This is a genomic window from Neolewinella persica DSM 23188, assembly GCF_000373105.1.
GTDB classification, from domain to species: Bacteria; Bacteroidota; Bacteroidia; order Chitinophagales; family Saprospiraceae; genus Neolewinella; species Neolewinella persica.
The window spans coordinates 139,737-162,122 of record NZ_KB890413.1 but is presented as its reverse complement, the minus strand read 5'-3'; the positions used below and the strand labels follow the sequence as shown (position 1 = coordinate 162,122).

Here is a 22,386-nt window from a genome sequence, read left to right as displayed (position 1 = left end):
TATTTACCTTTTACTTTCTCCAGTTGCCTTGATCGTTAGCTCATTCCTTGGCTTCCAGTCGGTCCGCAACCCCTTTAGCTGCGTTTTCTACCGTTTTATAAACACCTTCATAGGCCTCGTCATCATAATATGGATCGAAGACATCCGTGCCGAATTCAGCTGCAACCCCAGCATATTCCAGAAAGACATGAATTTTTTCCCGATCTGTGGCCGTTTCAGCACGGGCCCGGAGGTCCTGGGCGTTCTGCCGGTCCATCGCTAACACCAGGTCATATGCCGTTAAATCAGCAGTGGTCACATGATGGCTGCGTTGCGCGCTGATGTCTAGCCCATGCTCCCGCGCAATGGCGATGCTGCGCGGATCCGGTGGTTTTCCAATGTGGTACTTGGCCGTTCCTCCACTGGCTACTTCCCAGTCAAGGCCACGTTTTTCCGCTTCACGTTTAAGAAGACCTTCAGCGAGGGGGGAGCGGCAAATATTGCCGAGGCAAACAACAAGAATTTTCATAGGGGAATATTAAACAAGCTAAAAGGCAACAGGGCAAAACAACCCCGAAAAATGAAGAAAGGCAGGGGAAAATATTAAGGTCTTCCGGTTTTTCGTCGGTAGTGACTCTGAACCAGCTTACCCAGGCACACCTTCGAATTCACCAATTCGAAGTCTTGCGCTACCGGGAGGTCGCCGAACAGAGGATGTCCTCCACCCAGCAGCACGGGGAAAACGGTGAGGATCATTTCGTCAATCAGACCTTGTGCCAGAAAGTTGGTGATGGTTTGTCCACCATCGATGTACAGGCTTAAATGCCCCCTTTCGTGGATATATTGTAACACTTCAGGCAGCTTGCCTTTAACCAGCCAAACTTTACCCTCGTACTCCGCCGGGACCTTCGTCAACGAATTACTTAAAACGTAAACCGGCTTGGTGTAAGGCCATTCGACATCAAATCCGCAAACGGTTTCGAAGGTGGTACGTCCCATCAGTAGGGCATCGGTATTTGCCATGAAATTTCCATACCCCATATCATCGCCTTCCGGGTTTTCAACACTATCCAGCCAGGCCAGACCACCGTTTCTGTCGGAAATAAAACCATCGAGGCTGGTGGCAATGTAAACGCGATTATTAGCTTGCATGAGATCAGTTGATAAAGGGGCTCCGGCAGGGAATTTCCGGTAAAGCATTAGCAGTAAAGATAATACAGGAGTAAACATCTTCATTTCTTCCGAAAATGAACATTTAACCAACCACCCCTTTTCAATTTATACCCTCCAGTTAAAGTACATACATAAGAACACCCTATGCGACTCCTGATCATTTTATATTTTTTGTCCTTTTCCTTTCTTTCTGCCCAGACACCTTTCTTAAAAGAATATGGACCCGTAGACAATAGAAGTAATGAAGAAGCGACGAGCCTGCTGGCAGACACCTCATTCATAACGGCCGTATATCGGGAAGAAGGCGGGGCTTCCGGCGTCGAACAACTGGTTTTTGCCCGCTTTGACCGGGAAACGGGTGCTCCGCAAGACAGCTTCCGGACCATGTTTCCTTATTCGCCCAACGCGTTAGCAGCCATTGTAACCAGCGACCAGGCCCTGGTCACCACTTATATATTACCCAACGGCCACATCCTGGTCTCAAAATATCGCAACGATGCCAGGTTAATCGCCACGGATACCCTGTCTACTACCGGATTTTCTCCACAGCGCATTTCCCTCAAGGAAACGCTTGATGGGAAAATAGTCCTTGCCGCTATTTCTTCCGAACAAGTAGATTTCTTTAGTCTCACCTCTGCGCTGGCGATCGGGCGTACTACCGTCTATGAATCAGGTGGCCCCTCTTTTCAGGACTTCACCGTACTCCCCAGTGGTGATTATCTGACCTTTCAGTCTGCCGCCATCGGAGATGGTTACACCGCCTTTGTGATTGATGCAGAAAATGGAGATTCCGTTACCGCATACGAGATGGAGGGCTCTAACGGACTACAAACCTTTAGCACCGGTCGCTTTGTCCAGCATCCGGAAAACAATCAGATCAGCCTGGTACTTCGCCGATTCATCAGCCAGGACTTCCCGCTGCAACCGGTCATTTTTCCATTCGACGAAAATGGCATTCCAGGCACGCCCCATGACCTGGCACCGATGGGGGGAGAGAACAATATTTTTCTTCAGGGGGTATCTCCCCAGGGCGATCTCGTCTGGCTTTTTTTCAACGTAGGCCTGTTTGTTCACCGAAATTATGAACAGAGCGGAGATGTACTTTTACCGTTAACCGGTCTGCCACAATTCAACGGCCAACCAGTCAACGGGATCAACCGAATCGTGGATAACGACGAAATCTTTTTCCTGTCCGCAGTCTTCATTAATACCAACGATCGGGATGTCCTACTCACCAATACCAACCTGGCGCAAACGAGTTGGCAGCAACGCCTTGGCCTTAGTGGTGGGTTGACCAACGATGAAGCCATCGCTGTTAGCAGAGACCCGCTTGGAAATATCTACCTGTTGAGTGCTTCCCCTACCACCGACCAACGGGAAATCGTAACAACGGTGCTCAAGACCACTCCGGTGGGAGACACCGTGTGGGTAAAACGATTTCGTGGCCCGGAGGGGCAGGTTACTACACCCCACCAGCTGACTTTTCGCGGAGACGGGCTCCTTTTCCTTCAGCACTATGCTAATGGTAATAGTTATCAGGAGGTCCTTGGGCCCGATGGAGTCCGTCGGCATCCTCAAAAAACGGAATCACTTGAAGGCCTGCAGTCACGGGGCAACAGGTACGATGCCCTCCCGGTAGGCGGGGGGCAAGTACTGACTTTTCGGGTTGACGGAAACGTTACCGTCATGGATTTTTACGGTGCCGACGGGAGCCGGCGGTACAGCACTACGTTCCCCAACCTATCTAATCCCAATGGCATGAAAAGGCTGGAGGACAATACCGTGCTCCTGATGGGGAGATCCCGCGACGGTACTGACCGGGTCCACATCGTAAAATTTGACCTGACCACCCGGCAGGAAGTCTGGAGCCGCAATCTGGGCCCCAATTCCAGCACCGGCACCGTTGATTTCGCCAGGAACCTAGTCCTCCTGCCAAATGGAGACTACGCACTGGTGACTATCACCTTGTCCTTCATAGCAGGATCTCCTCCCGAAGGCCTGAACCTTTATCGCATAACTCCTCCCGGAGGCATCAGTGCGCCAGCGTTTTTTGAACAACCTACGCCATTTACGGAGCAAGGTGTCGGGGCCTACCTAACCCCTAATGACGCGCTTATTGTGACGAGTGTCACTACCGACGACTCCACCAGCCTGCTGCGCAGCTTCCGCCTGAGGACTGATGATTTCAACGTCATTGAAACCGTGGAAGAGCCGATTCCTTACCAGGACTTTCTCCCCAGAAATATACTACCCACCAGTAACGGCTATATCGCGCTGTATGGGCAGGCCAACAAATTCATTACACGGTCAGCCCAGCTGTTTGTACTGAGCACAAAGGTCGATAATGATCCGACGAACACGGCTAATGCAAGGCCCTTTTCAGGTCAGGTCAGGGTGTTTCCGAATCCGTCGACCGGCCCCCAGGTACTCACCGTCGAACTCCCGTCAGCTTCCACCCTTGATCTCCGGTTTTTTGACGCTTCGGGAAGGTTGCTTTCCAGCCGGTGGTTGTCTGCAGCAACCGATCATCAACTATTACTTGAGGCCAATGAACTTCCTGTCGGGGTAACAATTTTGCAAATCATCGAACCCTCCGGAGCAAGTCATAGCATACGTTTATTCCGTTCGCGTTAGTCTCGCCCAATAATCGTTCTCCATGGCCCCCGGGTCAATATCATCATATAGCCACACCATGCGTTGGGTGTTTTCCGGAGGGGTAGATACCGCAACTTCGCTGGCTTGTTCCGGTTTCAGGAAGGCTTGTAGTAGGGCCACGTCCCACATGGTCCATTTTACGGCGTCGGGGCCGCCGTGGTTTTGCCAGCGTTTTTGCAGGTACGCCCCAATTTCTCCCGCGGTCTCTAATTGGGCGAAGGTGGCTTCTCTTTCCCAGGTGTACTTAATGGCAACTGAGATGGGCATTACGTGCAGCTCAAGGCCTTCGGCGTTGAGCAGATAGTTGGCAGCATTGAGGTCCCGGCGGATATTGAACTCGTCCTTATTCCAGAATTTTCCGTCGAAGTCATAGCGAAAGCCCAGCGTATAGGCCACGATCTTATCCGTGATGGAAGGTTCCAGGGCGATGGCTGAGGCCAGGTTGGTGGCGGCACCGATGCACATTACGGCCAGTTTTTCGCCATCCGGGATTTCCTGCGCCTGCTCAATGATAAACCGGGCGGCCGGGCTGTCACGCGCGTCGTAGTCGCCCCAGGGTTTACCCATGATGATGTCGGCACCCAGCGGGTGCGGAAGGTCAAGCCGGCCGGCGATGCGCAGCAGGTCTTCGTTCAGTTGCTGGCTTTGATACACCGTGCTGTCGCCACTCCATACGTGAAACCACTGGGCGGAACTCAGGCCTAGGAGGTCAATGGTCTCGTCGGGAAGTACGTAGGCAATCGCAAAGAGATCGTCTATTTCGTTGGCCGTGTCTGAGTCGAGGATCAGGCGGATGGGTTTTTCCAGCGGCCATTTGTGGCGGGGCGGCGAAGCGAGGCCAGCTTCGTTGGCTCCCTGACTATTTGGCTCCCCGACTGTTTGACTTTTCTGGGCGCGGTCGCAGGTGCAAAGTAGGGACAAAAGGAGCAGGGGGAACAAGCGGCGCATGGGGCTGGAATTTGATGGAATTTACTGATTAGCGCGCATATTCCTATTTAAAAAGACCCCTCCGGGGTCATGAGGTTACTCCAACCGAATCCAGTCCAACGCCAACTTAAAATCCTGCTCCTCCTTATTGCCGATCAATATGGCAATCTCAGAAAGCATCTCCGCCGGATAATCCGGAAGATCCAGCACACGCCCCCGGAACTGGGGTTTCATCGTCTTCAGGTCAAGGGTGATTTCCTGCCACTCGCCCGTCGTTTCAAAATAGGTGACGTAGCTGTACCGGTCGTAATCGCTCGTCTTGGTCCGGAATTGATAACGCGAGCCATCCCCCTTTACGCGGAGCTTGACCTTAGTCAGCCCTTCAATCCGCAACGTCGGCATCCGGTAGCGAAGGGAAGAGAACCCTCCGTTGTTTTTCAGGGAGACGTAGCCGGTGTATTCGCCGTGTCCGGCCTCGTTGAGGCGGAAATTACCGTCTGAACGGCCACCCATAACCGTGTCGTCAACGGTACGCCAATCGCTGATGTCTGATTCGGGCGTAAAGTCAAATAGCGTCATTGGAGCCGGTTGAACGAGTAATAAAATGGTGATCCAGAGTAACATGCTGACCTAACGGCAATAGCAGAAGGTAGTTGCAAATTGCTACTATAAAAATATCCCCTCACCACTTTTGCGATGAGGGGATAATGGCGTCCCTAAGCGTTAGTTTTACTGTATGACTCTTAATACCACCCGCCGGTCGGTGAATTCAAAACCGTCGCTGGTGCGGCCCGGGCAATCCGTACAATCGAATTTAAGGTCAGCACCGTTACGGTTGAAGTTGAAATCCGCATTTTCGGCCCAGTCTTTAAAGATGGGGATAAATTCGAAATCCTGAAAAGCAATTTTTTCCTGGTCGCCTTCGACCCGGTACTGGTAATCGAGGTTGGCCGACTGGCCGCAATCGTCGGTACGCGCGCGGCACCAGGAATCTCCACAAAGGAAAAAACCGATGCGGATGTGACCGAGGGAAACCTCGATGGACTGGCCGTTCTTGGTGTTAGTGAATACGGCATTGCGCAGCTCCGCTTCGCGGGGCAGGCCGGTGCCGTTGATGGCTGCTTCGTAGCGGGAAAGCTGTTCCACGCCTTCGGAATTAATGAAGGAATCGGTTTCTTCGAGGCAGGAGGAGAAAGTCGCGGCGAGCAAGAGCACGCCGGCAAGGAGTAAAAGGTTTCTCATAGTTTAAGAGGTTGTATAGTTTACTAAAATGCAAAATGAAATCCTGCATAAGATCGGTCGTTTTTGCGAGTTCTGCAAATCCTTCCTTTTCCGTACCTTCCTCCCCTCAATAGTTTTTGTTTTGTTATTGTCAGTAAGCGGTCGGTACTAAAGCTTGGGGGGGACGGCGTTCTTATGGAGCGCGCCTGCTGTTTGCACGCTTCCCCTGCACCTGCGTTCGCGCCGTATTTTCAAGTCTTTCCCAGTTATGAACATGTTGTCCCGAATCCTTTTCCTTGCGCTGGCTATCATAACCGGCTTCGTCGCCCACGCTCAGCGTGCTTATAAAGGCGATTTGTCCACCCACACCGCTTCAGAAAAGGTCTGGGTCGATTCCGTTTTCCAGTCAATGAATCTCGACCGGCAAATCGGACAGCTTATTATGTTGCGTGCGCACTCCGACCTGGGCGCCGACCACATTGCGCACGTGAAGGCAGAAATCAAAAAATACCACGTCGGTGGTCTGTGTTTTTTCCAGGGCACTCCCGAAAAACAGTTGCAACTGACGAACGAATACCAGCGACTTGCCGACCTGCCAATGATGGTGAGCATGGACGCCGAGTGGGGCCTGGGCATGCGCTTACCCCAGCAAACGATCAGCTTCCCCAAGCAGCTTGCCCTCGGGGCCATTCGGAATAATCAGTTGATTTATGACATGGGCGCAGAAATCGCCCGCGAGATGCACCGCCTTGGAGTCAACGTAAGTTTTAGCCCCGTGCTCGACGTTAATAATAACCCGGACAACCCCGTCATCAATACCCGTAGTTTTGGCGAAGACCGGTACAACGTGACCATGAAGGGCTACCAGTACATGCGCGGTCTGCAGGAGAATGGTGTCCTGGCCAGTGCCAAGCACTTCCCCGGCCACGGCGATACCGGAAGCGACAGCCACTACAGCCTACCCGTTATTGCGCATGACCGTGCCCGACTCGACAGCCTGGAGCTGTACCCCTTTCAGGCCCTGATCCGCTACGGTATCGGCTCCATCATGGCGGCGCACCTGCAAATACCAGCACTGGATAACCGCCTCAATCGCCCCTCCAGCCTGAGTAAACCCATCGTATATGACCTGCTCCGCCAGGAGATGGGCTTCACCGGTTTGGTGTTTACCGACGGACTGGAAATGAAAGGGGTAACCAACCACTACGGCAACGGAGAAGTGGAAGCGGAGGCGATCGCCGCTGGCTCCGATATCTTGTTATTACCTGAAAGTACGCCCGACGCCATCAGCGCCATCAAGCGCTACATGGAGGAGGGTAAGATCTCTGCCGCCGACATCGAGCGGAAAGTCCGCCGAATCCTGTTGAGTAAGTATCGCCTGGGACTAACGAAGGCCAATTTCCCTTCCGCCGACAACCTCCGTGGTGAGTTGAACAGCCCCGAGGCTTACGCCCTCAAACAAACGCTGTTCGAAAATGCAATGACCCTGGTCCGCGACAGCGAAGGGCTGGTACCCATCAAAACCCTCGACCGGGGCAAAGTGGTGGTGGTTCATCTTGGGCCTAACGCACCAACGGCCTTCAGCCGGCGGGTCGACGACTACACCAAAGCGACCCACCTTAACGCCTCCTACCAGGTAAGCAAGGCGGATCGCCAGCGGATTGTTGATGGCGTAAATGCGGAAGACAAAGTGGTGGTCGCGCTGTATTCCGACGGTAGCCGCTTCCTGGAAAAAGTACCAATCGGACCTGAAGCACTTGGCCTCCTGCGGGCGCTTGACGCTAAAGCGGAGCTGATCATCACCGTTTTTGGTAACCCTTACAGCCTGAGTGCGCTTGATGGCTTCGGAACGGTCCTGATGGCCTACAGCCGGGATGATTCAGCGCAGGATGCCGCCGCCCAGGGGCTCTTCGGCGCTAATAAAATCAGTGGCAGGCTTCCGATCACGGCCAGCCCTTCTGCAGCCTTTAACGCCGGTCTGGAAACCGCCGCGAACTTCCGGATGGGCTACGCGGAACCCGAGGCCGTTGGCATCGACGGCAATAAGTTAGCCGCAAAAGTCAACGTTCTGGCCCAGGAGGCCCTGCGCAAGAAAGCTACTCCGGGGATGGTGGTTTTGGTGGCCCGTAACGGTAAAATTGTTTACGAGAAAGGCTTTGGTTACCATACCTATAATAAAAACCGGGCGGTTCATCCCAGCGATATCTACGACCTGGCCAGCCTCACCAAAGTGACGGCCACCACGCTCTGCATCATGAAACTGGTGGACGAGGGTAAACTTAACCTCGACGTCCCGATCAGTAATTACCTGCCGGGTTTGGAAGGAACTGCCGTCGAATTCCTCACCTTGCGGCCCATACTCGCGCACCGGGCGGGGCTGCGTAGTTGGATCCCTTTCTACGTCGAAACCCTCAACGCTCAGGGGAAAGCAAGTTCGCAGTATTACCGTAATCAACGGACGGGGGACTTTGTCGTTCCCGTCACCGAAAAGATGTTCATGCACAAGGTGTACCTGGATTCGATCTGGCAAAAATTGTACACCAACGAGTTACCCAACCAGGGGCAGTACCGCTACAGCGATCTGGGTTTTTACATCGCCGCCAAATTGGTGGATCAGGTTTCGGGGCTGACGGTGGATGAATTCGCCGCCCGCAATTTCTACCGCCCGATGGGGCTGGAGACGCTGACGTACCACCCGTTGCGCAAGTTCAACAAGAGCCGGATTCCGCCAACGGAGAACGATAATTACTTCCGTAACCAGCGGATCCAGGGGACGGTCCATGATATGGGGGCCGCCATGCTGGGTGGCGTGAGCGGGCACGCGGGGTTGTTTGGCTCTGCACGCGATGTGGCAACGGTTTTTCAGATGCTCCTGCAGGAGGGGAACTACGGTGGTCGGCAGTACCTACGGCCGGAAACCGTGCGATTGTTTACCAATCGGTACAGCGGTGAAACCCGCCGCGGCCTCGGGTTTGACATGAAGCAACTCAATGAGAACCGGAAAATGAACCTTTCGCCCTTCTCCAGCGAGCGCGCCTTTGGACATCTCGGGTTCACCGGCATTGCCGCCTGGGCTGACCCGGTGGAGGACCTCGTGTTTGTTGTCCTCAGCAACCGTACCTACCCCAATATGAACAATAACCTCTTCGGCCGGCTGGACACGCGACTGCGCCTGCACTCGGCTTGCTATGAGTCGATCCTGAAGGGGAAGTCGTTTGAGGTGGGTGCTTACGGGTTTAGTAAGGAGCCTTAGATTGGTTTTTTGGTCTGTTGGTATTGTTTGGCTGTAATCAATAGACCAACAGTACCAACAGACCATTCAAGATTTGACATTTATGTACAATCAGTTAAAATCCATAGCCCGAAACCTCCTTCCCACAGCTTTCCTGAAAGCCAACGAAGAGCGCTTTCGCCGCCTGGTAGCGTTACGCTATGCGGGCAGTACCTACCGGTGCAACGTGTGCGGCACCGGACTCTCAACCTTTGTCAGGCTGGAACGTGGAGATTTACTCTGCCCGCGCTGCGGTAGCCTGCCGCGTGGCCGGCGGCTGTGGCACGTCTTGAGTGAAGAGATGGAGGTGAGGGGACTGAAGGTGCTACACTTTAGCCCATCGGCGAGCGTAGCCGGCAAGCTGCGGGAGTACCCGCTGGCGGAGTACGTAACGACGGATTTTGAGGGGGAGTTCACCGCAGATAAATCTTACGACATTACCGCCATTGATGAACCTGATGGCCGGTTCGATCTCATCATTTGTTACCATGTGCTTGAGCATATTCCCGACGATGCCGCCGCGATGCAGGAGCTGCACCGGGTGTTGGCTCCGGGTGGGCTGTGCCTGATCCAGACGCCGTTTCGGGAGGGAGACATTTACGAAGATGCTTCCATCGCCACAGCGGCTGATCGGTTGGCGGCCTTCGGGCAGGAAGACCATGTTCGGGTCTATTCCGTAGCGGGTTTGACGGATCGGCTGAGGAAGGCTGGGTTTCGGGTGGCTGGAATCACTTATCCGCCGAACCACCTGCATGGCTGGCGGGGAGGGGAGACGGTGCTGTATGCGGAGAAGAAGTGAAGGAGAGAAGGGTAGAATGAGAGCGGGAGCCATTCTCCCCTTCTCTAATTCACGTATTCACTTTTCAGGCGCGGCCGCAGGTGCAAGGACTTGGGATAGAGGCAGTGCTGATCTTCAGGTAGAATATGTCTTCCTAAGACAGTATAGCCAGGATCCTGCCCAATAACCAGCAGAAAAGCGACCTTTAAGCATAAAACCAAAAGCTAACAATGAGAACACTGCTCTTAATCGCCCTTTTTTGCACCTGCGGCCCCGCCCAAGTAAAGGCCCAAACCGACGCCAAAGCCAAAGCCCTCATCGATCTGATGGTGGAAGCAGTTGGCGGGGTGAACGGCATGCACGAACTTAAAGACGTTTCTTTCACTTACGGAAATTACCGGGGAGTCAGCGAGGAACGGTACATCTTCGACGGGGAAATCAGCTGGGGAAAAAGCGAGACTCAGGAGGGGGAAACCCAGATTCAGTTTTACGACGGTGACGAAGCGCGCGTCTGGATAGATGGAAAAGAAACCACCGATAAGAAAGCGCTTGAGTCTGCTTTTTTTAGCCGCAAAACCAATTACTTCTGGCTGGCCATGATGCAGAAAATGAAGGACCCTGGTCTGGTATATACCTATGCAGGGACTCGCAGCTTCGAAGGTATCGACTATGAACTGGTCGATGTCACCTTCGAAGACGGCGTTGGCGTAGCGAAAGACCGCTACCTGCTGTACGTCAACCCCTACACTCACCTGGTGGACCAATTCCTGTTCAACGTCACTGCCGTAGGCCGCCAGGACCCGATCATGATGAAATATACCTACGACACCTTTGCCGGTGGCGTTAAATTTCCTGTTGTCGGCCAGTCGCGCGCTGCTGCTAACTGGGAGGGTGACCTCGATCCGCAGGCGAAGTGGAGTTCCCGGTACCGGGCGGATTTTAAGTTCAATAATGGGTACTCTAAAGAAAGCATTCGTATTGAGTAGACGGCGTCTGAAGTGCTTACCATCAAAACGAAAACCGCCCCGGTGCAATGACTGCATCGGGGCGGTTTTTCTTTTAATTATGGGTTATGCTCCCTGTTCGTGCGGCGGTAAAGCGGGCCCTTTATCTCTCCGGGTATGAATCTCGACACCCTCGGAGGCAACCTTGCTGTAGGGGACAACGAATTCGCTGTCCTCATTCAGTGATCGAAGAATGATGATGTTGTTGTTGATGGTGACGACCTCGCCGCGCTTACCGTTAATGGTTACTTCGTCCCCCACGTGGAACTTATCCCGGTGGTAAAAAGAGGCCAGTAAACTACTAATGGTGTGCCGGCTGGCGAGGCCGTAGCCGATCGCGAAGGCACCAGCGATGCCCGCCAGGATGATGGATAGGTTGTCTTCCATGAATTCGGTTTGCAACTTGGCTTGCCGCAAAGAGATGAGGACCATGTTGAGTAAAACGAAGTAGAAGATGATGTTGGCAATCAGGGTGCCGGAGGAAACGCCAAGTGCCTGGCAGGTTGTATAAACGAGTTTTTTGATGGCGTCGGCAAGGAATATGCCGAAAATGAGGATAATGAATGCCGTTACACCATTCGGGATGTATTCGATGAGATCCTTCAAAAGGTCCGAAATAATTTTCAGACCCATGGCCTCAACCGCTGCCATGGCGAAAACAATGAGAATGAAGTAGTAAACACTACCGGCAACGATGCTGCTCGGAACCAGCTCAAAACTTGATTTTTCAAACAGTTCGATGCTCATTAGTTTGTCCGCGAGCTTATCTACACCGATTGCACCAAGGAAACGGAGAATGAGCCGGTAGAAAACTTTGGCTAAAATGAAGCCAATGATCAGGATCACCACTCCTTTTATGAGAGCAGGTATCACGTTGAGCATCAGAATGCCCTGTTCCTTTAATGCGTTCAGAATACTTTCCATGGGTTTGTCTAGCGTATAATGTCATCGCCATTGACGCCGCCCGGTTGGGGTGGCGGTCCTGGAGGCGATTGATCAGATCCTTCTTCGATGGTAAGATACAGTTCTTCGAGGTCAGTTATTTCACCGCCAAGCAGAACGGTGGCGGTATCTGCTAATTTCGGGAAGAACAGTTCAACTAAATCACTAATGAGGTGGACAGTACGCACACGGCTCTCAACTTCCTTTCGGACTTGATCCTGGTACTTTTCGACGAATCCGCCGGTATCCTCATTTTGTAATAGTAGAAAGCTGTTCATCATCGTTCCCGGTTGGCACCGAATATTTCTTCGTGTTTGCGTTTGGCCTTTTCCTTGGCACGTTTCAATTGCATCTTTACCGCAGATTCATTCTTGTCGAACATCCTGGCGATATCTTTAATCTTAACGCCGTCTTTGTATTTCAAAAGTAAGAGTCGGCGGTCTGTCTCGCTAATACTACGAAGTACTTCCCGAAGTTCGTTTACTTTCATTGTAGTAAGTGCTTCATCACTTACCTCGGTAACTTCTGTGTCTGGAGGGTTCTCGACTTCTTCGGCAAATAAATCTCTGCTACGTTTTCCCTTACGGATTATATCAATGCAGTAATTGTACGTGACGGAGTAGACCCAGGTTGAAAACTTTGACTGCCCCTGGAATTTACCAAGGCTCAGAAAAATTTTGGTGAAAATCTCTTGCGTAGCATCCTTCGCATCGGACTCTTTTTTCAGCATGGTCAGTGCCTTTCCGTAAATCTTACTCGCATACCGATCGTGTAACAAGCGAAAGCAGGTGCTGTGACGTTTTTCACGGTACGCAACAACGATCTCATTATCATCCATTTCTGGCTGACATCCATGAAGACTGGCGCGTATCATTGGGCGAATAGGTTTCAACGCGTTCCTGAAGGTTGATCAGGCAATCGTTATGGAGACGTTAAGATTTAGATAAGGTCACGCAATATAGAAACAAATCTTTTATCGTACTTACTATTCCTCCACAACGCGCTCCGCGCGTGCGGAAGCAGCGACGTTGAAAAAACCACGGATGGATTCCTCTGTGTCTACATTGAATACGTTCCCCGGTGAATTGGCCACCGGTAGGTCAAAAAGGCCACTCTGTCCGTTATTGACCTGTTCCTGTACGATGCGCAGAAAAAGGTAGGCTTCCTGGCTGATGGAAAGAATCTCTACGGCTACCTTGTCTCCGGCAACCAGTGGGATGGGGGAGCCATCATCGTCCTGCTTATTGATGGCAAAGCGAATGGGGAAAATGAAGGCAATGCCATCAGTATTGGTGCCAGGGCTGAAAGTTGCATCAAAGGCCAGGTTCAGCTCCGATGGACGAATCAGGAGGGTGTCGTTGATCGTACTCCGGATGAGATAAGCATCTCCCTGGCCCGCTGGATCACGGGCGTACAACTGTGCGTATAAACCTTCCTCCAGGCCCAGGGCTTCTTCCTCAAACTGGAAGCTGATGGAGTCCAGCTGCGCCGTCCGGTTCATAGTAGTAATGGCGGCGTACTGCTGGTCACCCCGCTGAATTCCGAGACCAAATTCAGTACCTACTTCCCCCAGGGTCTGGCCGGCTACTGCCGGCGTCCAGACGTATTTGCCAGATTCCTGGTGATCAAACACAAAGCAGTTGGCGGTAGGCAACTGATTTTCCGTCTGGCAAATGATGACCTGTGCGTCGGTAACCGGTGTGGGGAGGCGATTGTCGTAGTAATCCTGCGTTTCCGTAAGGGTGATGGTCTGCGGTTCAGAGATGTTGTTCACCCAGGCTTCCACCACGAGTTCGGCACCTTCGAAGCGGGAGTCGAGGGTGACGGGGTCTTCGCAGGTGAAAAGGAAGAATGGGGTAAGGGCTAAAAGGAGGAGTCGGAATGGTGATTTCATGGTCACTTTACTTAAGGAGGAAGGGAGGACAGGGAAAGAAGGGAGAGGAGGGGGAGAAGCCGCGGCTTCTTTGTTTCCCCTTCTCCTTTCCACCTTTACTTAAATTTGAAGTTGTAACTGATGCTCGGGATGATGCTACCCACTACGCTCAGCTGGTTGGATTCGGTCATGATCGGCGTTCCGATGACCGGCCGACCCTCACTCTGGGTGCCCGAGATCGTGAAGGCGTTGCGCCGACCATAAAGGTTGTACACCCCAAATACCCATTGCCCTTTCCAGCGCTTATTGGCGTTCTCTTTCTTGGGGTCAAGCGTTACCGAAACATCGAGGCGATGGTAGTCCGGAATTCTGAAATTGTTGCGCCCGCCACCCTCGTTGTGTGGTACAAAGTAACCCAATTGGTAATACCCGCTGCTGGCCAGCGTAACGGGTGTTCCCGTATTATAAACGAAGGTGGCGCTCAGGGTGGCTCGGTCGCTCAGGTCGTAGAAACCGGTGACGTTGAAGTTGTGTAATTGGTCAAACCGGCTGGGGTAGTACTCGTTGTTGTTTACCCCGGGGGTAAGCCGTTCGGTCTTCGACAGCGTATAGCTGATCCAGCCGTTGAAACGTCCTTTGACCTTCTTGACCTGGAATTCCGCACCATAAGCGCGGCCGTCCCCCTCAATGGTTTGGCCTTCCACCAGCTCGTTCAGCACCAGATCTGCACCATCTACGTAGTCGATCAGCTGATTGAAGTCCTTATAGTAGACCTCGAAGCTGGCCTCATAAGTGTTTTCCTTGAAGTTCCGGAAGTAACCGAGGGCTACCTGGTCGGCCAGTTGGGGTTCAATGTTGTTGGTGCTTGGGGTCCAGATGTCGAGCGGGATGGAAGCGGTCGTATTACTCAGTAGATGAATGTACTGCGCCGTCCGCTGGTAACTGGCCTTGAGGGAACTGGTTGGGTTGAGTTGGTATTGAATGGAAGCCCGGGGCTCCAGGTTAAACCAGTTCTTAATGGTTTCTCCTTTCTCCGTTTGCGTGACGCCGGTCAATGGCCGGCCAAGCCCCTCTGCAGGCGCTTCGCCAAATTCGTAGACGGGGCGACCGCCCAGGTAAGCAAAATAGCTGGCCCGCAGACCATAGTTGAGCTTGACTTTTCCTTTTAATAAACCTAGCTCATTCTCCAGGAAGACACTGCTTTCCACCGCCCACTGGTTGTTAATGCTGATGTCTATCTCTTCTCCGTCGCTGACGGCAATGGCGTTGGCCGGCTCAAAGCGATAGTAGATGCCCTGCCCGCCGAAACGGACGACGTTATCGGGCGTAATGAAGTAGCTAAACTCCGGCTTGGCACTGAAATTGACGATGCTTGCATCCCAATCAAAAGCATCCTCCTCTGGGTCGTCGCCAAAATTGATGGCGTAATCGTAGTCGGAATAATAGAATGTCAGGTTGCTGAACAGCCGGTCGTTAAACAGGTGGTTCCAACGCAGCGTACCGGTGGTGTTACCCCAGCTGAAGCCCGCCTGGTCACCGGGAGCGAAGACGTCGCGGCCCAGATAACCACTAAGAAAAACCTGGTCTTTATCACTGAATTTGTAGTTGGTCTTCAGCGTAAGATCATAGAAATTGAGCCGGGTGCCAGAGAGGTTATCGCCCAGAAATGGTGCGGCCAATACATCAATGTAAGAACGGCGACCCGCCAGCAGGAAGGAAGATTTGTCTTTTACAATTGGCGCTTCCACACTTAGGCGACTAAAAATGGTGCCGATACCTCCCTGCACTTCAAGTTGCTTGTTGTTACCTTCTTTCATACGGACATCAAGGATGGAGGACAGGCGGCCACCATACCGGGCCGGAATGCCACCCTTGTACAGCTTTACACCTTTCACCGCATCAGGGTTGAAAACGGAAAAGAAACCGAATAGGTGGCTGGAGTTGAATACGGGCGCTTCGTCAAGAATCACCAGGTTCTGATCAATAGATCCACCCCGGACATTGAAGCCTGCGGCACCTTCCCCTACCGAGCTTACCCCGGGCAGGAGTTGAATGCTCCTCAGCACGTCAACTTCACCAAGCAGGGCTGGCAGCCGTTCGATGGTGGACATGTCCAGGTTTTCCACCGACATCTGAACTTCCCGCACGTTCTGATCCTCTTCTTCGGCCGTAACCACAATCTCATTGAGCAGTGTACCGGCTACTCCCAGTTCAAAATCGACGGTGAAACTTCCCAGGAGTTCTACGTCCCTGCGCTGGTCCTCATAGCCGAGGTAGGAAGCCACCAGGGTGTAGTTGCCCGGGTCGACGGTCAGGGAATAAAAGCCATATTCGTTGGTCGCTGTGCCCTTGGTTGTGCCGTTTAGGAATACGGTGGCACCAATCAGGGTTTCTCCGTTACTGGCGTCTTTGACGTAGCCTTTGACGGTTACACGCTCCTGGGCGGCGAGGCTCGTCGCCAGGGTTACCAATAGTAGGGTGAACAAGTAAAATTTACGCATTTAGTCGAGGTCTTTGGTGCCCAACAACGGGTAGAGGGCTTGGTTTACCCTATCAAGACGTTATGTGAGGCTGATTCGATTGCTCGGCCTACGTTAAGACGGCGTTAATTACAAAAGGCCGACTTTTACGATGCTGCCTCTTTCGGAGGTGGGCGGGGCCGCTGGTGCAAGGGTAAAGGGTATTGAAAGCAAGGTTATTGGCGCCTAATGGCCCAAATGAAATCTCCTCCCCGGCCCTCCCCCGTGGGGAGGGTTGGGAGGGGATTTTAATTTGCTACTGAAACCTTACCCTGCACCTGCGGCCGCGCCACTTTCTCCTTTGCTCCCTTTAACCCTTTCGCCTTCGCTTCATCACCCCCGCAATCATAAATGCTACAACCGCTACTGCCAGTAATGCAGTGAAACTTAGCCGCAACGAGCCAATACCGGAGAGGAATCCCAGCAGGGCCGGACTGGCCAGAAAGCCAACGTACCCCAAGCCGGCCACCAGCGCAATCCCTTCGGAAGAAGAAACCCCCTTCGTCTTTCCCGCCAGACGAAAGAGCTCTGGAATGATGACTGAAAACCCCAGTCCTACCAAAGCAAAACCGATCAGCGCTGACCAATACCCCGCCGTCAGTACCGCCAGGAAACCGAGTGCCGCCAGGGCTGTTCCGGCCATGATGATCTTCAGCGGGCCGATCCGGGAAGAAATGCCATCGCCCAGGAAACGCCCCAGCATCATGGTGGCCGAAAACGCTACAAAGCCAAAGCCTGCCAATTGATCAGATCCGATTTTTACAATGTCCAGCATGTATAGTTTGCTCCAATGCTCGATGGCGCCCTCGCTGCCCATGATCATGAAACTGATGATGGCCAGCCCCAACAGCGGCCGAAGCAGCCCAAGGTTGAAACCCCCTTCGCCCCGGTCGGTCTCCGGGCTCTTTGTGGCCGAATAACTGCCCGAAAGTAGCAGGTTGGTACCCAAAACAAATCCACCAATTAACAACGCATGCTGCCAGGGAGCACTAAATAAGGGGATCAACAGACTGCCAATGCCCGCGCCAATTACCCCACCCATACTGAAGAAACCGTGCGCCGCCGACATAATGTTGACGTCGTCTTCTTTTTCAAGTTCCGATATCAGCGCATTCATAGAAATGTCCGTTAATGAGGTAAGCATCCCCGCTCCGAAAAGTGCCAGGCACAAGATCAGAAACGTCGGCGCAAGCACGGGAGCTACCATCGCAAAGCCAAAGGTGATGATGCCGAGCAGCGTCACCCGACCCAAACCTATGCTCTTAATGATGCGGGAAGACAGCGGAATAATGACCAGCATGCCGATTGAAAATGCCAGCAGGGCCAGCCCCAGGGTCGCATCGTCCAGCTGTAGTTTTACCTTGACGGAGGGAATGTACAAGGCCCAGGTGCCAACAATGATGTTGAGAGAGGCAAAAACCCACGCCGGGGCGAGGTAGCGGCGGTTGCGAAGAATGAGGAGGAGTGAATGCATGGGGCCAATTTAGTCAGTTACTTTAGCGCTTGTGTGGAAATTTTGGAGACTACTTCAAGCACTTGTGCAAAGGGACGGCAAAAAATCGGGAGGAAGTAGGCGAATTTATCCAATGTGTTGCCCGATTTATCCGGTAGATTTGATGTGTGACTGTGTTTTGGGTAATTTGAGGCAAATGAAAAAAATGAAAATCGAACAAATTGGCCTTGCTCCAACCAGATCGATGAAAGTTGGTATTTATCCCAGTGGCCATGTCTGCCCGGGCATGGGATGGCATGTACACCCGGAGTATGAGGTCGTCTACATAAAGAATGGGCGGGGTACCCTAAATATCTGTACAAAACAACTTCAGTACGACGACGGCATCCTACTCTTCATCGGACCGGATTTGCCGCACACCGCTTTTGGAAATACGGATTTGCCGGACCAACTAGAGGTAGTGGTGCAGTTCGACGAGACGTTCGTGACGAGCCGTCTAGCAGCATTTCCCGAATTTAAACCGCTGATGGAACTGACCGGCCGATCCCGTTATGGCCTGATTTTCTCCCAGGCCATAAAAGCCCAGGTCGCAATGCATTTTGAAGCCATGCCGGGCCAAAATCGCGCAGGGCAATTATTGCTCTTTCTTGAAAGTCTCCGGATCATGGCTGCCGATCCTGCCGTACGTACCCTGTTTTCCAACCCTGGCGACCTCCCGGCACAACTGAAACCGGCCGAACTTAAACGCCTCGACCACATCTTCCGGATCATCAACGAACAATACGATCAGGTGTTGACCTCCGCCTCCATGGCCGCGGCTATCGGTATGACGACTAATTCGTTTTGCCGCTTTTTTAAAGCACACACCAATCAACCATTCACCGTATTCCTCAATAATTTTCGACTTGATCGGGCCAGAGAACTACTGGGAAATAGCCCGGAGAGTATCCAGGAAGTGATGTATGCCTGTGGATTCCGGGATGCACCTTATTTCAGCCGGGTGTTTAAACGGTACATCGGCATAACACCGACGGAGTACCGGGAGGAGACTGATGCGTGAAATCAGATCGTCGAGTTGTCAGGTTGTCGAGATAAGCGGATAACCCGACAACTTGACAACTCGATAACCTGATAACCCGAACCTACTTATTAAAAAACCGAAACACCGGTACATCAATGCTCAACGTCAGCATCCCCCGTACGCTACGGGCTTCCCGTACTTTAGTGGAATTGGCAATTGTGAACTCGCGTACACTCGGCCCATCCTGTACCCCCAGCCCTAAGGTGAAGGGAGATTTGGGGAAGTTATACATCAGGTGAAAGCCAGGTGCAATGACGTTGGCTGGGCGGAATACCGGCAACCGTTCCACTCTGGGGCTCGCAGGCCCATCGGGTTGGCTGCCAAGGCGGAAGGCGGTTATGGCTCCGAGGTCAAGAATAGAGCCAAAGAAGGTGATGGATTTACGCCCACCGATATTCCGGCTGTAGCTAAACCCAACGGGGACAAACAAGGCCGCGCCAAAATCTTCTTCCTTAATGCCTTCTGTGTTGATGTTGGGAGGAAAGATTAACCGCTCACGACTCAGCGCAAGACCAAAGTAAGCCCCGAGCTCGAGGCTCGACGGCCGGTTCCGCTTAATCTGCGAACTACCTACCGGAAGTGCAATCGCCGTAAGTGCCGCCTCGAAGTCTGATGGATCGTTCGCCGCCGCTACGTCGGCCATAAAGGTGCCGTACTTAAACAGCTTTTCCTGAAAACGGTCGACCCGTTGAGGGTTCAGCTTCCGTAATTTTTTTTGTATCAATTGTAACTCTTCCTGGATTCGGCGGACTTTCAGGTCACGGATGCTGTTGGCGGCATCCTGCTTCGCGTAAACGTCAAGCCCCAGCGTATTCAACTCCGCCTCGTACCGGGAGATCAGCAATTTGTCTCGGTTATCGTCGCCGACCAGAGGTAAGGCCGCCGCATTTGGCGGTGCCAGCCCAATGGCCTTCAGGTCTTTGTCCTGGTTGACAACATAATCTTCAATGAGATTTTGTAGCTTATCTCGCCGGTCCTCCAGCCGCTGCTGTTTTTTGCTGGCCGTTGGCGCTACGTCGAATAACCGGAGAAGGTTCAGTAGGTTATCGACGGCGTATCGGTATTCTCCCGTTTGACTGAGCCGGAACAGTTCATTCAATTCCTTGCTCACTGCGGGAACTTCCGAAAAGGCAGGGAACCGCTCAATTAAAGAAGCAGGCTTCCCAGCCTGGCCGTTCGTGTTGAAAACCGGAGCCTCCAGCAGGCTTTCCATTGTTTGAGTAATGAAGCTGACTGCTGCAATACGCTTGCGTTGCTTTGGAGACAGCCCGTTCATGGGTTTACCGCCTGAAGCCGCCTGGAATTCAGAAAGATAACGGCCAAAGTCTAAAAGGAAACCCGTAACGCCGTTGGTGGAAAATTCACCCAGGTCCGGAACCCGGTTCAGCCGTTCCATGCCGATACCGGCAAAGAGCTGCCGGGCATTGGCGTTGGTCTGGAATAAAGCCAGTTCGTTGTTGTTGACAAAAAGTCTGTCGTTGCTGGTCGCATCGACGGACAGCAGAAAAAACACCTGCTGTGCCATTCCGAAAACGGTCTCGAAGGTGGAGAGGTTATGGTAAGCCCGGACAAGGCTGTCGGCCTGGTTGGCGCTGTAAGTTTCCACGGCAGCAGCCAGGTCGTTATAGGCCAGTCTGGCGTTTTCAATGGCGGGCTGCAGGGGGATGAAGTAGTCGGCCTGTTTAGGTGCTTCCCGCATTTTTGCGGCCAGGGGGGAGTTGGCATTGCCTTCCACTTTTACCCACTCGGTTAGTCGCTGACGAATGGAGGCCAGGCGCTGTTTCCCAGCTTTAGTTTCCGGAAGTATTTCTTCGGTCAGCCGGGCCAGCATGCGCAGGGCGGGAGCATCGGAGACGTTGGCTTCCGCATGAATATCGGCCAGCAGCTGAGCTTGCGTCTCGGCCAGGGATTGGGCTTTTAGCGCCGCTTCTGCACGATGACTCCGTATTTCAGTCCTAATGTTTTGGAGGCCCTCCTGCGCTGCGCGCAGGCGATTCAGTTGGCCCTCGTAGGCGTTCAATTGTTTTCGGTGAGCAAGTACTTCGCGCACAGCCGTAAGGCCGGCAGCACGGAGCTGGTTGGGGCCCAGCCTATCCGCGTCAGGCCCGAAAAGCTGATCAAACCGGGCCAGGCTGGGGTAGGCCTCGTAGAATTCATAGGCCTCTTCTCCGCGGAGCCAGGCTTGTACAATGCCGGTGGCGGGCGGGTTGCTGTTCGTCTCCCAGTAGTTATTTTTCAGGGGAAGCCGGGCGTTATCAACCGGCGTGTAAATGCTGTCGATCCGGCCAAAGAAAGCATCGAAGTTTGCGCTGGCGAAGTCGTCCTCTTCGATTTCGGTCAGCAGCGGGTTGAACAGCCGCTCGCTCAGGGTGTCCCTTGCTGCCAGGAAACGATTGTTTAGGTTGGCATTGGCCACGGTCAGGCCATCAAAGGCACGGAGAATGGCCTGGTAGCCGGGGTTGGTCGTATCGACCTTAGTCATTCGGAGATCAATGGCGCAGCGTGTATCAATACGCGTGCGTTCCAGTTCGCCGTAGGTGAAGGCCAGGATGTCAGCCAGCGGAACGTCCCTCATCTCCAGGTCCAGAATACGGTAAATGAGAAAGACGTTGTACACCACCGGATCGCGGAACGTTGCCTCGTTGCGGGCATCGAGGTAATTGCCGAAATTATAAGCAATGGCGTTGAGGTCTTCCACAAAAGCTCTGCGAATGCTGGGCAGGATGGACTTGTAGTTCAGCAGGTCGAGCGTTGGCAGAAATTCGTTGGTCTGTGGGAACAGATAGTTAAGGTCGTTACGTTGAATATCCTCCCGCAATTTAGTCAGGAAAGTGTATGTCAGTTCTTCCTGGGCCCGTCGGCTGATCCAGTCGCTTAGGCCAGCCAGGGCAGACCCCACCAGGTTGGAGGTGGAAAGCCCGGTAGGTTGGTCATTGGCGCTTTTGGCGGCTGCCTTCAGGCTCAGGTTGTCGGCCGGAGGGGCAGAGAATACCTTGTGGATTTTACCTAGGTCGATCATCCCATTCCGGCTGAAAAGCTCGGCTCCGGGCAGTTTTCGCAGGAAGGCACCCCGGTCGGCAACGTCCAGGCGCGAAGGAACTTCGAGCCCTTCAGCCGGTATATATTCTTCCAGGAGGCGATCCAGCTTTTCGTTGAGCAGGTAAGTCCGAATCGGTCCGTTAGCGGAATAATGCGCCAGCAATTCCGGGCCAGACAGCAATGCTTCGATCCTTTCAGCATGGGGCATTCCACCGTAATAGGCGAGTGTCAGGACGATGGTGTCGAGCGCCGGGTTATTGTCGGGGGTGCCAATTTCGCGTGCGTCAGGTGTTAGGCGGACGATGCGTTTCAAGTCCAGGCCAATATTTTGGGCGAGGACGCAGGTGCAGGCCAACGGGACAAGAAGCAGGGTGAGGAAAAATGAAAGCTTTTTCATACCGGTTATCATAGTGGAATCAATAATACTGTGGATGGGATTGGTAGGTAGATAAATCTCTAAAAGCTCTCTTC

The 22,386-nt window shown here is 53.0% G+C and carries 17 protein-coding genes; 5 read left to right on the top strand and 12 right to left on the bottom strand.

Features of this window, described 5'->3' with window-relative positions:
* Positions 1-40 precede the first annotated feature (40 nt).
* Both B036_RS27540 and B036_RS0100690 read right to left on the bottom strand, forming a co-directional pair.
* The gene (locus B036_RS27540) at positions 41-508 is read right to left on the bottom strand and encodes a low molecular weight protein-tyrosine-phosphatase (protein ID WP_020566761.1); all 468 of its coding nucleotides are present in this window, start codon (positions 506-508) and stop codon (positions 41-43) included.
* Between the two features lie 74 nt (positions 509-582).
* Positions 583-1,131, bottom strand: coding sequence for a dihydrofolate reductase family protein (locus B036_RS0100690; protein WP_026231551.1), 549 nt, complete (start codon positions 1,129-1,131; stop codon positions 583-585).
* 165 nt (positions 1,132-1,296) lie between these two features.
* Here B036_RS0100690 and B036_RS0100685 point away from each other — a divergent pair, with 165 nt between their 5' ends.
* Positions 1,297-3,786, top strand: coding sequence for a PQQ-binding-like beta-propeller repeat protein (locus tag B036_RS0100685; protein ID WP_020566759.1), 2,490 nt, complete (start codon positions 1,297-1,299; stop codon positions 3,784-3,786).
* Here the strand turns inward: B036_RS0100685 and B036_RS27535 are convergent.
* The 3 genes from B036_RS27535 to B036_RS0100670 form a co-directional block, all read right to left on the bottom strand.
* A complete protein-coding gene (locus B036_RS27535; protein ID WP_020566758.1) occupies positions 3,769-4,755 on the bottom strand; it encodes a nucleoside hydrolase in 987 nt (328 codons plus the stop codon). The two genes, B036_RS0100685 and B036_RS27535, sit on opposite strands and share 18 nt — an antisense overlap.
* Positions 4,756-4,830: 75 nt before the next feature.
* The gene (locus B036_RS0100675; protein ID WP_157471991.1) at positions 4,831-5,313 is read right to left on the bottom strand and encodes a CIA30 family protein; all 483 of its coding nucleotides are present in this window, start codon (positions 5,311-5,313) and stop codon (positions 4,831-4,833) included.
* Positions 5,314-5,463: 150 nt separating this feature from the next.
* Positions 5,464-5,976 (bottom strand): hypothetical protein, encoded by a 513-nt coding sequence (locus B036_RS0100670; RefSeq protein WP_020566756.1) that lies wholly within the window; start codon positions 5,974-5,976, stop codon positions 5,464-5,466.
* Between the two features lie 253 nt (positions 5,977-6,229).
* Here B036_RS0100670 and B036_RS0100665 point away from each other — a divergent pair, with 253 nt between their 5' ends.
* The 3 genes from B036_RS0100665 to B036_RS0100655 all read left to right on the top strand — a co-directional run bounded on the left by B036_RS0100665 (position 6,230) and on the right by B036_RS0100655 (position 10,990).
* The gene (locus B036_RS0100665) at positions 6,230-9,208 is read left to right on the top strand and encodes a glycoside hydrolase family 3 N-terminal domain-containing protein (protein WP_211217357.1); all 2,979 of its coding nucleotides are present in this window, start codon (positions 6,230-6,232) and stop codon (positions 9,206-9,208) included.
* Positions 9,209-9,290: 82 nt separating this feature from the next.
* Positions 9,291-10,025, top strand: a complete 735-nt coding sequence (locus tag B036_RS0100660; protein ID WP_020566754.1) for a class I SAM-dependent methyltransferase — start codon at positions 9,291-9,293, stop codon at positions 10,023-10,025.
* Positions 10,026-10,234: 209 nt separating this feature from the next.
* Positions 10,235-10,990: a DUF6503 family protein gene (locus B036_RS0100655; protein WP_020566753.1), complete on the top strand. Its 756-nt coding sequence runs from the start codon at positions 10,235-10,237 to the stop codon at positions 10,988-10,990.
* Positions 10,991-11,074: 84 nt separating this feature from the next.
* Here B036_RS0100655 and B036_RS0100650 read toward each other — a convergent pair whose 3' ends face one another.
* From B036_RS0100650 to B036_RS0100625, 6 genes are all read right to left on the bottom strand, one after another.
* Positions 11,075-11,932, bottom strand: a complete 858-nt coding sequence (locus B036_RS0100650) for a mechanosensitive ion channel family protein (RefSeq protein WP_020566752.1) — start codon at positions 11,930-11,932, stop codon at positions 11,075-11,077.
* A gap of 8 nt (positions 11,933-11,940) precedes the next feature.
* On the bottom strand, positions 11,941-12,231 hold the full coding sequence (locus B036_RS0100645; protein WP_026231548.1) for a hypothetical protein: 291 nt from the start codon (positions 12,229-12,231) through the stop codon (positions 11,941-11,943).
* Positions 12,228-12,824 carry an RNA polymerase sigma factor gene (locus tag B036_RS0100640; RefSeq protein WP_245557428.1) on the bottom strand — a complete coding sequence of 199 codons (597 nt, stop codon included), beginning with the start codon at positions 12,822-12,824 and terminating at the stop codon, positions 12,228-12,230. Before B036_RS0100640 ends, B036_RS0100645 begins: the two co-directional genes overlap by 4 nt.
* Before the next feature lie 111 nt (positions 12,825-12,935).
* Complete coding sequence (locus B036_RS0100635) at positions 12,936-13,844, bottom strand: DUF4249 family protein (protein WP_020566749.1); 909 nt, start codon at positions 13,842-13,844, stop codon at positions 12,936-12,938.
* 95 nt (positions 13,845-13,939) lie between these two features.
* Complete coding sequence (locus tag B036_RS0100630; RefSeq protein WP_020566748.1) at positions 13,940-16,324, bottom strand: TonB-dependent receptor; 2,385 nt, start codon at positions 16,322-16,324, stop codon at positions 13,940-13,942.
* A gap of 328 nt (positions 16,325-16,652) precedes the next feature.
* Complete coding sequence (locus B036_RS0100625; RefSeq protein ID WP_020566747.1) at positions 16,653-17,816, bottom strand: MFS transporter; 1,164 nt, start codon at positions 17,814-17,816, stop codon at positions 16,653-16,655.
* A 175-nt stretch (positions 17,817-17,991) separates the two neighbouring features.
* On the opposite strand from B036_RS0100625, the gene B036_RS31465 reads away from it, so the two are divergent.
* Positions 17,992-18,855, top strand: a complete 864-nt coding sequence (locus B036_RS31465) for a helix-turn-helix domain-containing protein (RefSeq protein ID WP_020566746.1) — start codon at positions 17,992-17,994, stop codon at positions 18,853-18,855.
* An 82-nt stretch (positions 18,856-18,937) separates the two neighbouring features.
* On the opposite strand, the gene B036_RS0100615 is transcribed toward B036_RS31465, so the two are convergent.
* Positions 18,938-22,312, bottom strand: a complete 3,375-nt coding sequence (locus B036_RS0100615; RefSeq protein WP_157471978.1) for a hypothetical protein — start codon at positions 22,310-22,312, stop codon at positions 18,938-18,940.
* Positions 22,313-22,386 lie beyond the last annotated feature (74 nt).

Excerpts from the sequence above, each read along its gene's own strand:
- B036_RS0100630 (WP_020566748.1), bottom strand. The coding sequence starts at position 16,324 with ATGCGTAAATTTTACTTGTTCACCCTACTATTGGTAACCCTGGCGACG.
- B036_RS0100635 (WP_020566749.1), bottom strand. The coding sequence starts at position 13,844 with ATGAAATCACCATTCCGACTCCTCCTTTTAGCCCTTACCCCATTCTTC.
- B036_RS0100640 (WP_245557428.1), bottom strand. The coding sequence starts at position 12,824 with ATGATACGCGCCAGTCTTCATGGATGTCAGCCAGAAATGGATGATAAT.
- B036_RS0100690 (WP_026231551.1), bottom strand. The coding sequence starts at position 1,131 with ATGCAAGCTAATAATCGCGTTTACATTGCCACCAGCCTCGATGGTTTT.
- B036_RS0100615 (WP_157471978.1), bottom strand. The coding sequence starts at position 22,312 with ATGAAAAAGCTTTCATTTTTCCTCACCCTGCTTCTTGTCCCGTTGGCC.
- B036_RS0100670 (WP_020566756.1), bottom strand. The coding sequence starts at position 5,976 with ATGAGAAACCTTTTACTCCTTGCCGGCGTGCTCTTGCTCGCCGCGACT.
- B036_RS27540 (WP_020566761.1), bottom strand. The coding sequence starts at position 508 with ATGAAAATTCTTGTTGTTTGCCTCGGCAATATTTGCCGCTCCCCCCTC.
- B036_RS0100665 (WP_211217357.1), top strand. The coding sequence starts at position 6,230 with ATGTTGTCCCGAATCCTTTTCCTTGCGCTGGCTATCATAACCGGCTTC.
- B036_RS0100685 (WP_020566759.1), top strand. The coding sequence starts at position 1,297 with ATGCGACTCCTGATCATTTTATATTTTTTGTCCTTTTCCTTTCTTTCT.
- B036_RS27535 (WP_020566758.1), bottom strand. The coding sequence starts at position 4,755 with ATGCGCCGCTTGTTCCCCCTGCTCCTTTTGTCCCTACTTTGCACCTGC.
- B036_RS31465 (WP_020566746.1), top strand. The coding sequence starts at position 17,992 with ATGAAAAAAATGAAAATCGAACAAATTGGCCTTGCTCCAACCAGATCG.
- B036_RS0100675 (WP_157471991.1), bottom strand. The coding sequence starts at position 5,313 with ATGACGCTATTTGACTTTACGCCCGAATCAGACATCAGCGATTGGCGT.
- B036_RS0100660 (WP_020566754.1), top strand. The coding sequence starts at position 9,291 with ATGTACAATCAGTTAAAATCCATAGCCCGAAACCTCCTTCCCACAGCT.
- B036_RS0100650 (WP_020566752.1), bottom strand. The coding sequence starts at position 11,932 with ATGGAAAGTATTCTGAACGCATTAAAGGAACAGGGCATTCTGATGCTC.
- B036_RS0100625 (WP_020566747.1), bottom strand. The coding sequence starts at position 17,816 with ATGCATTCACTCCTCCTCATTCTTCGCAACCGCCGCTACCTCGCCCCG.
- B036_RS0100645 (WP_026231548.1), bottom strand. The coding sequence starts at position 12,231 with ATGATGAACAGCTTTCTACTATTACAAAATGAGGATACCGGCGGATTC.
- B036_RS0100655 (WP_020566753.1), top strand. The coding sequence starts at position 10,235 with ATGAGAACACTGCTCTTAATCGCCCTTTTTTGCACCTGCGGCCCCGCC.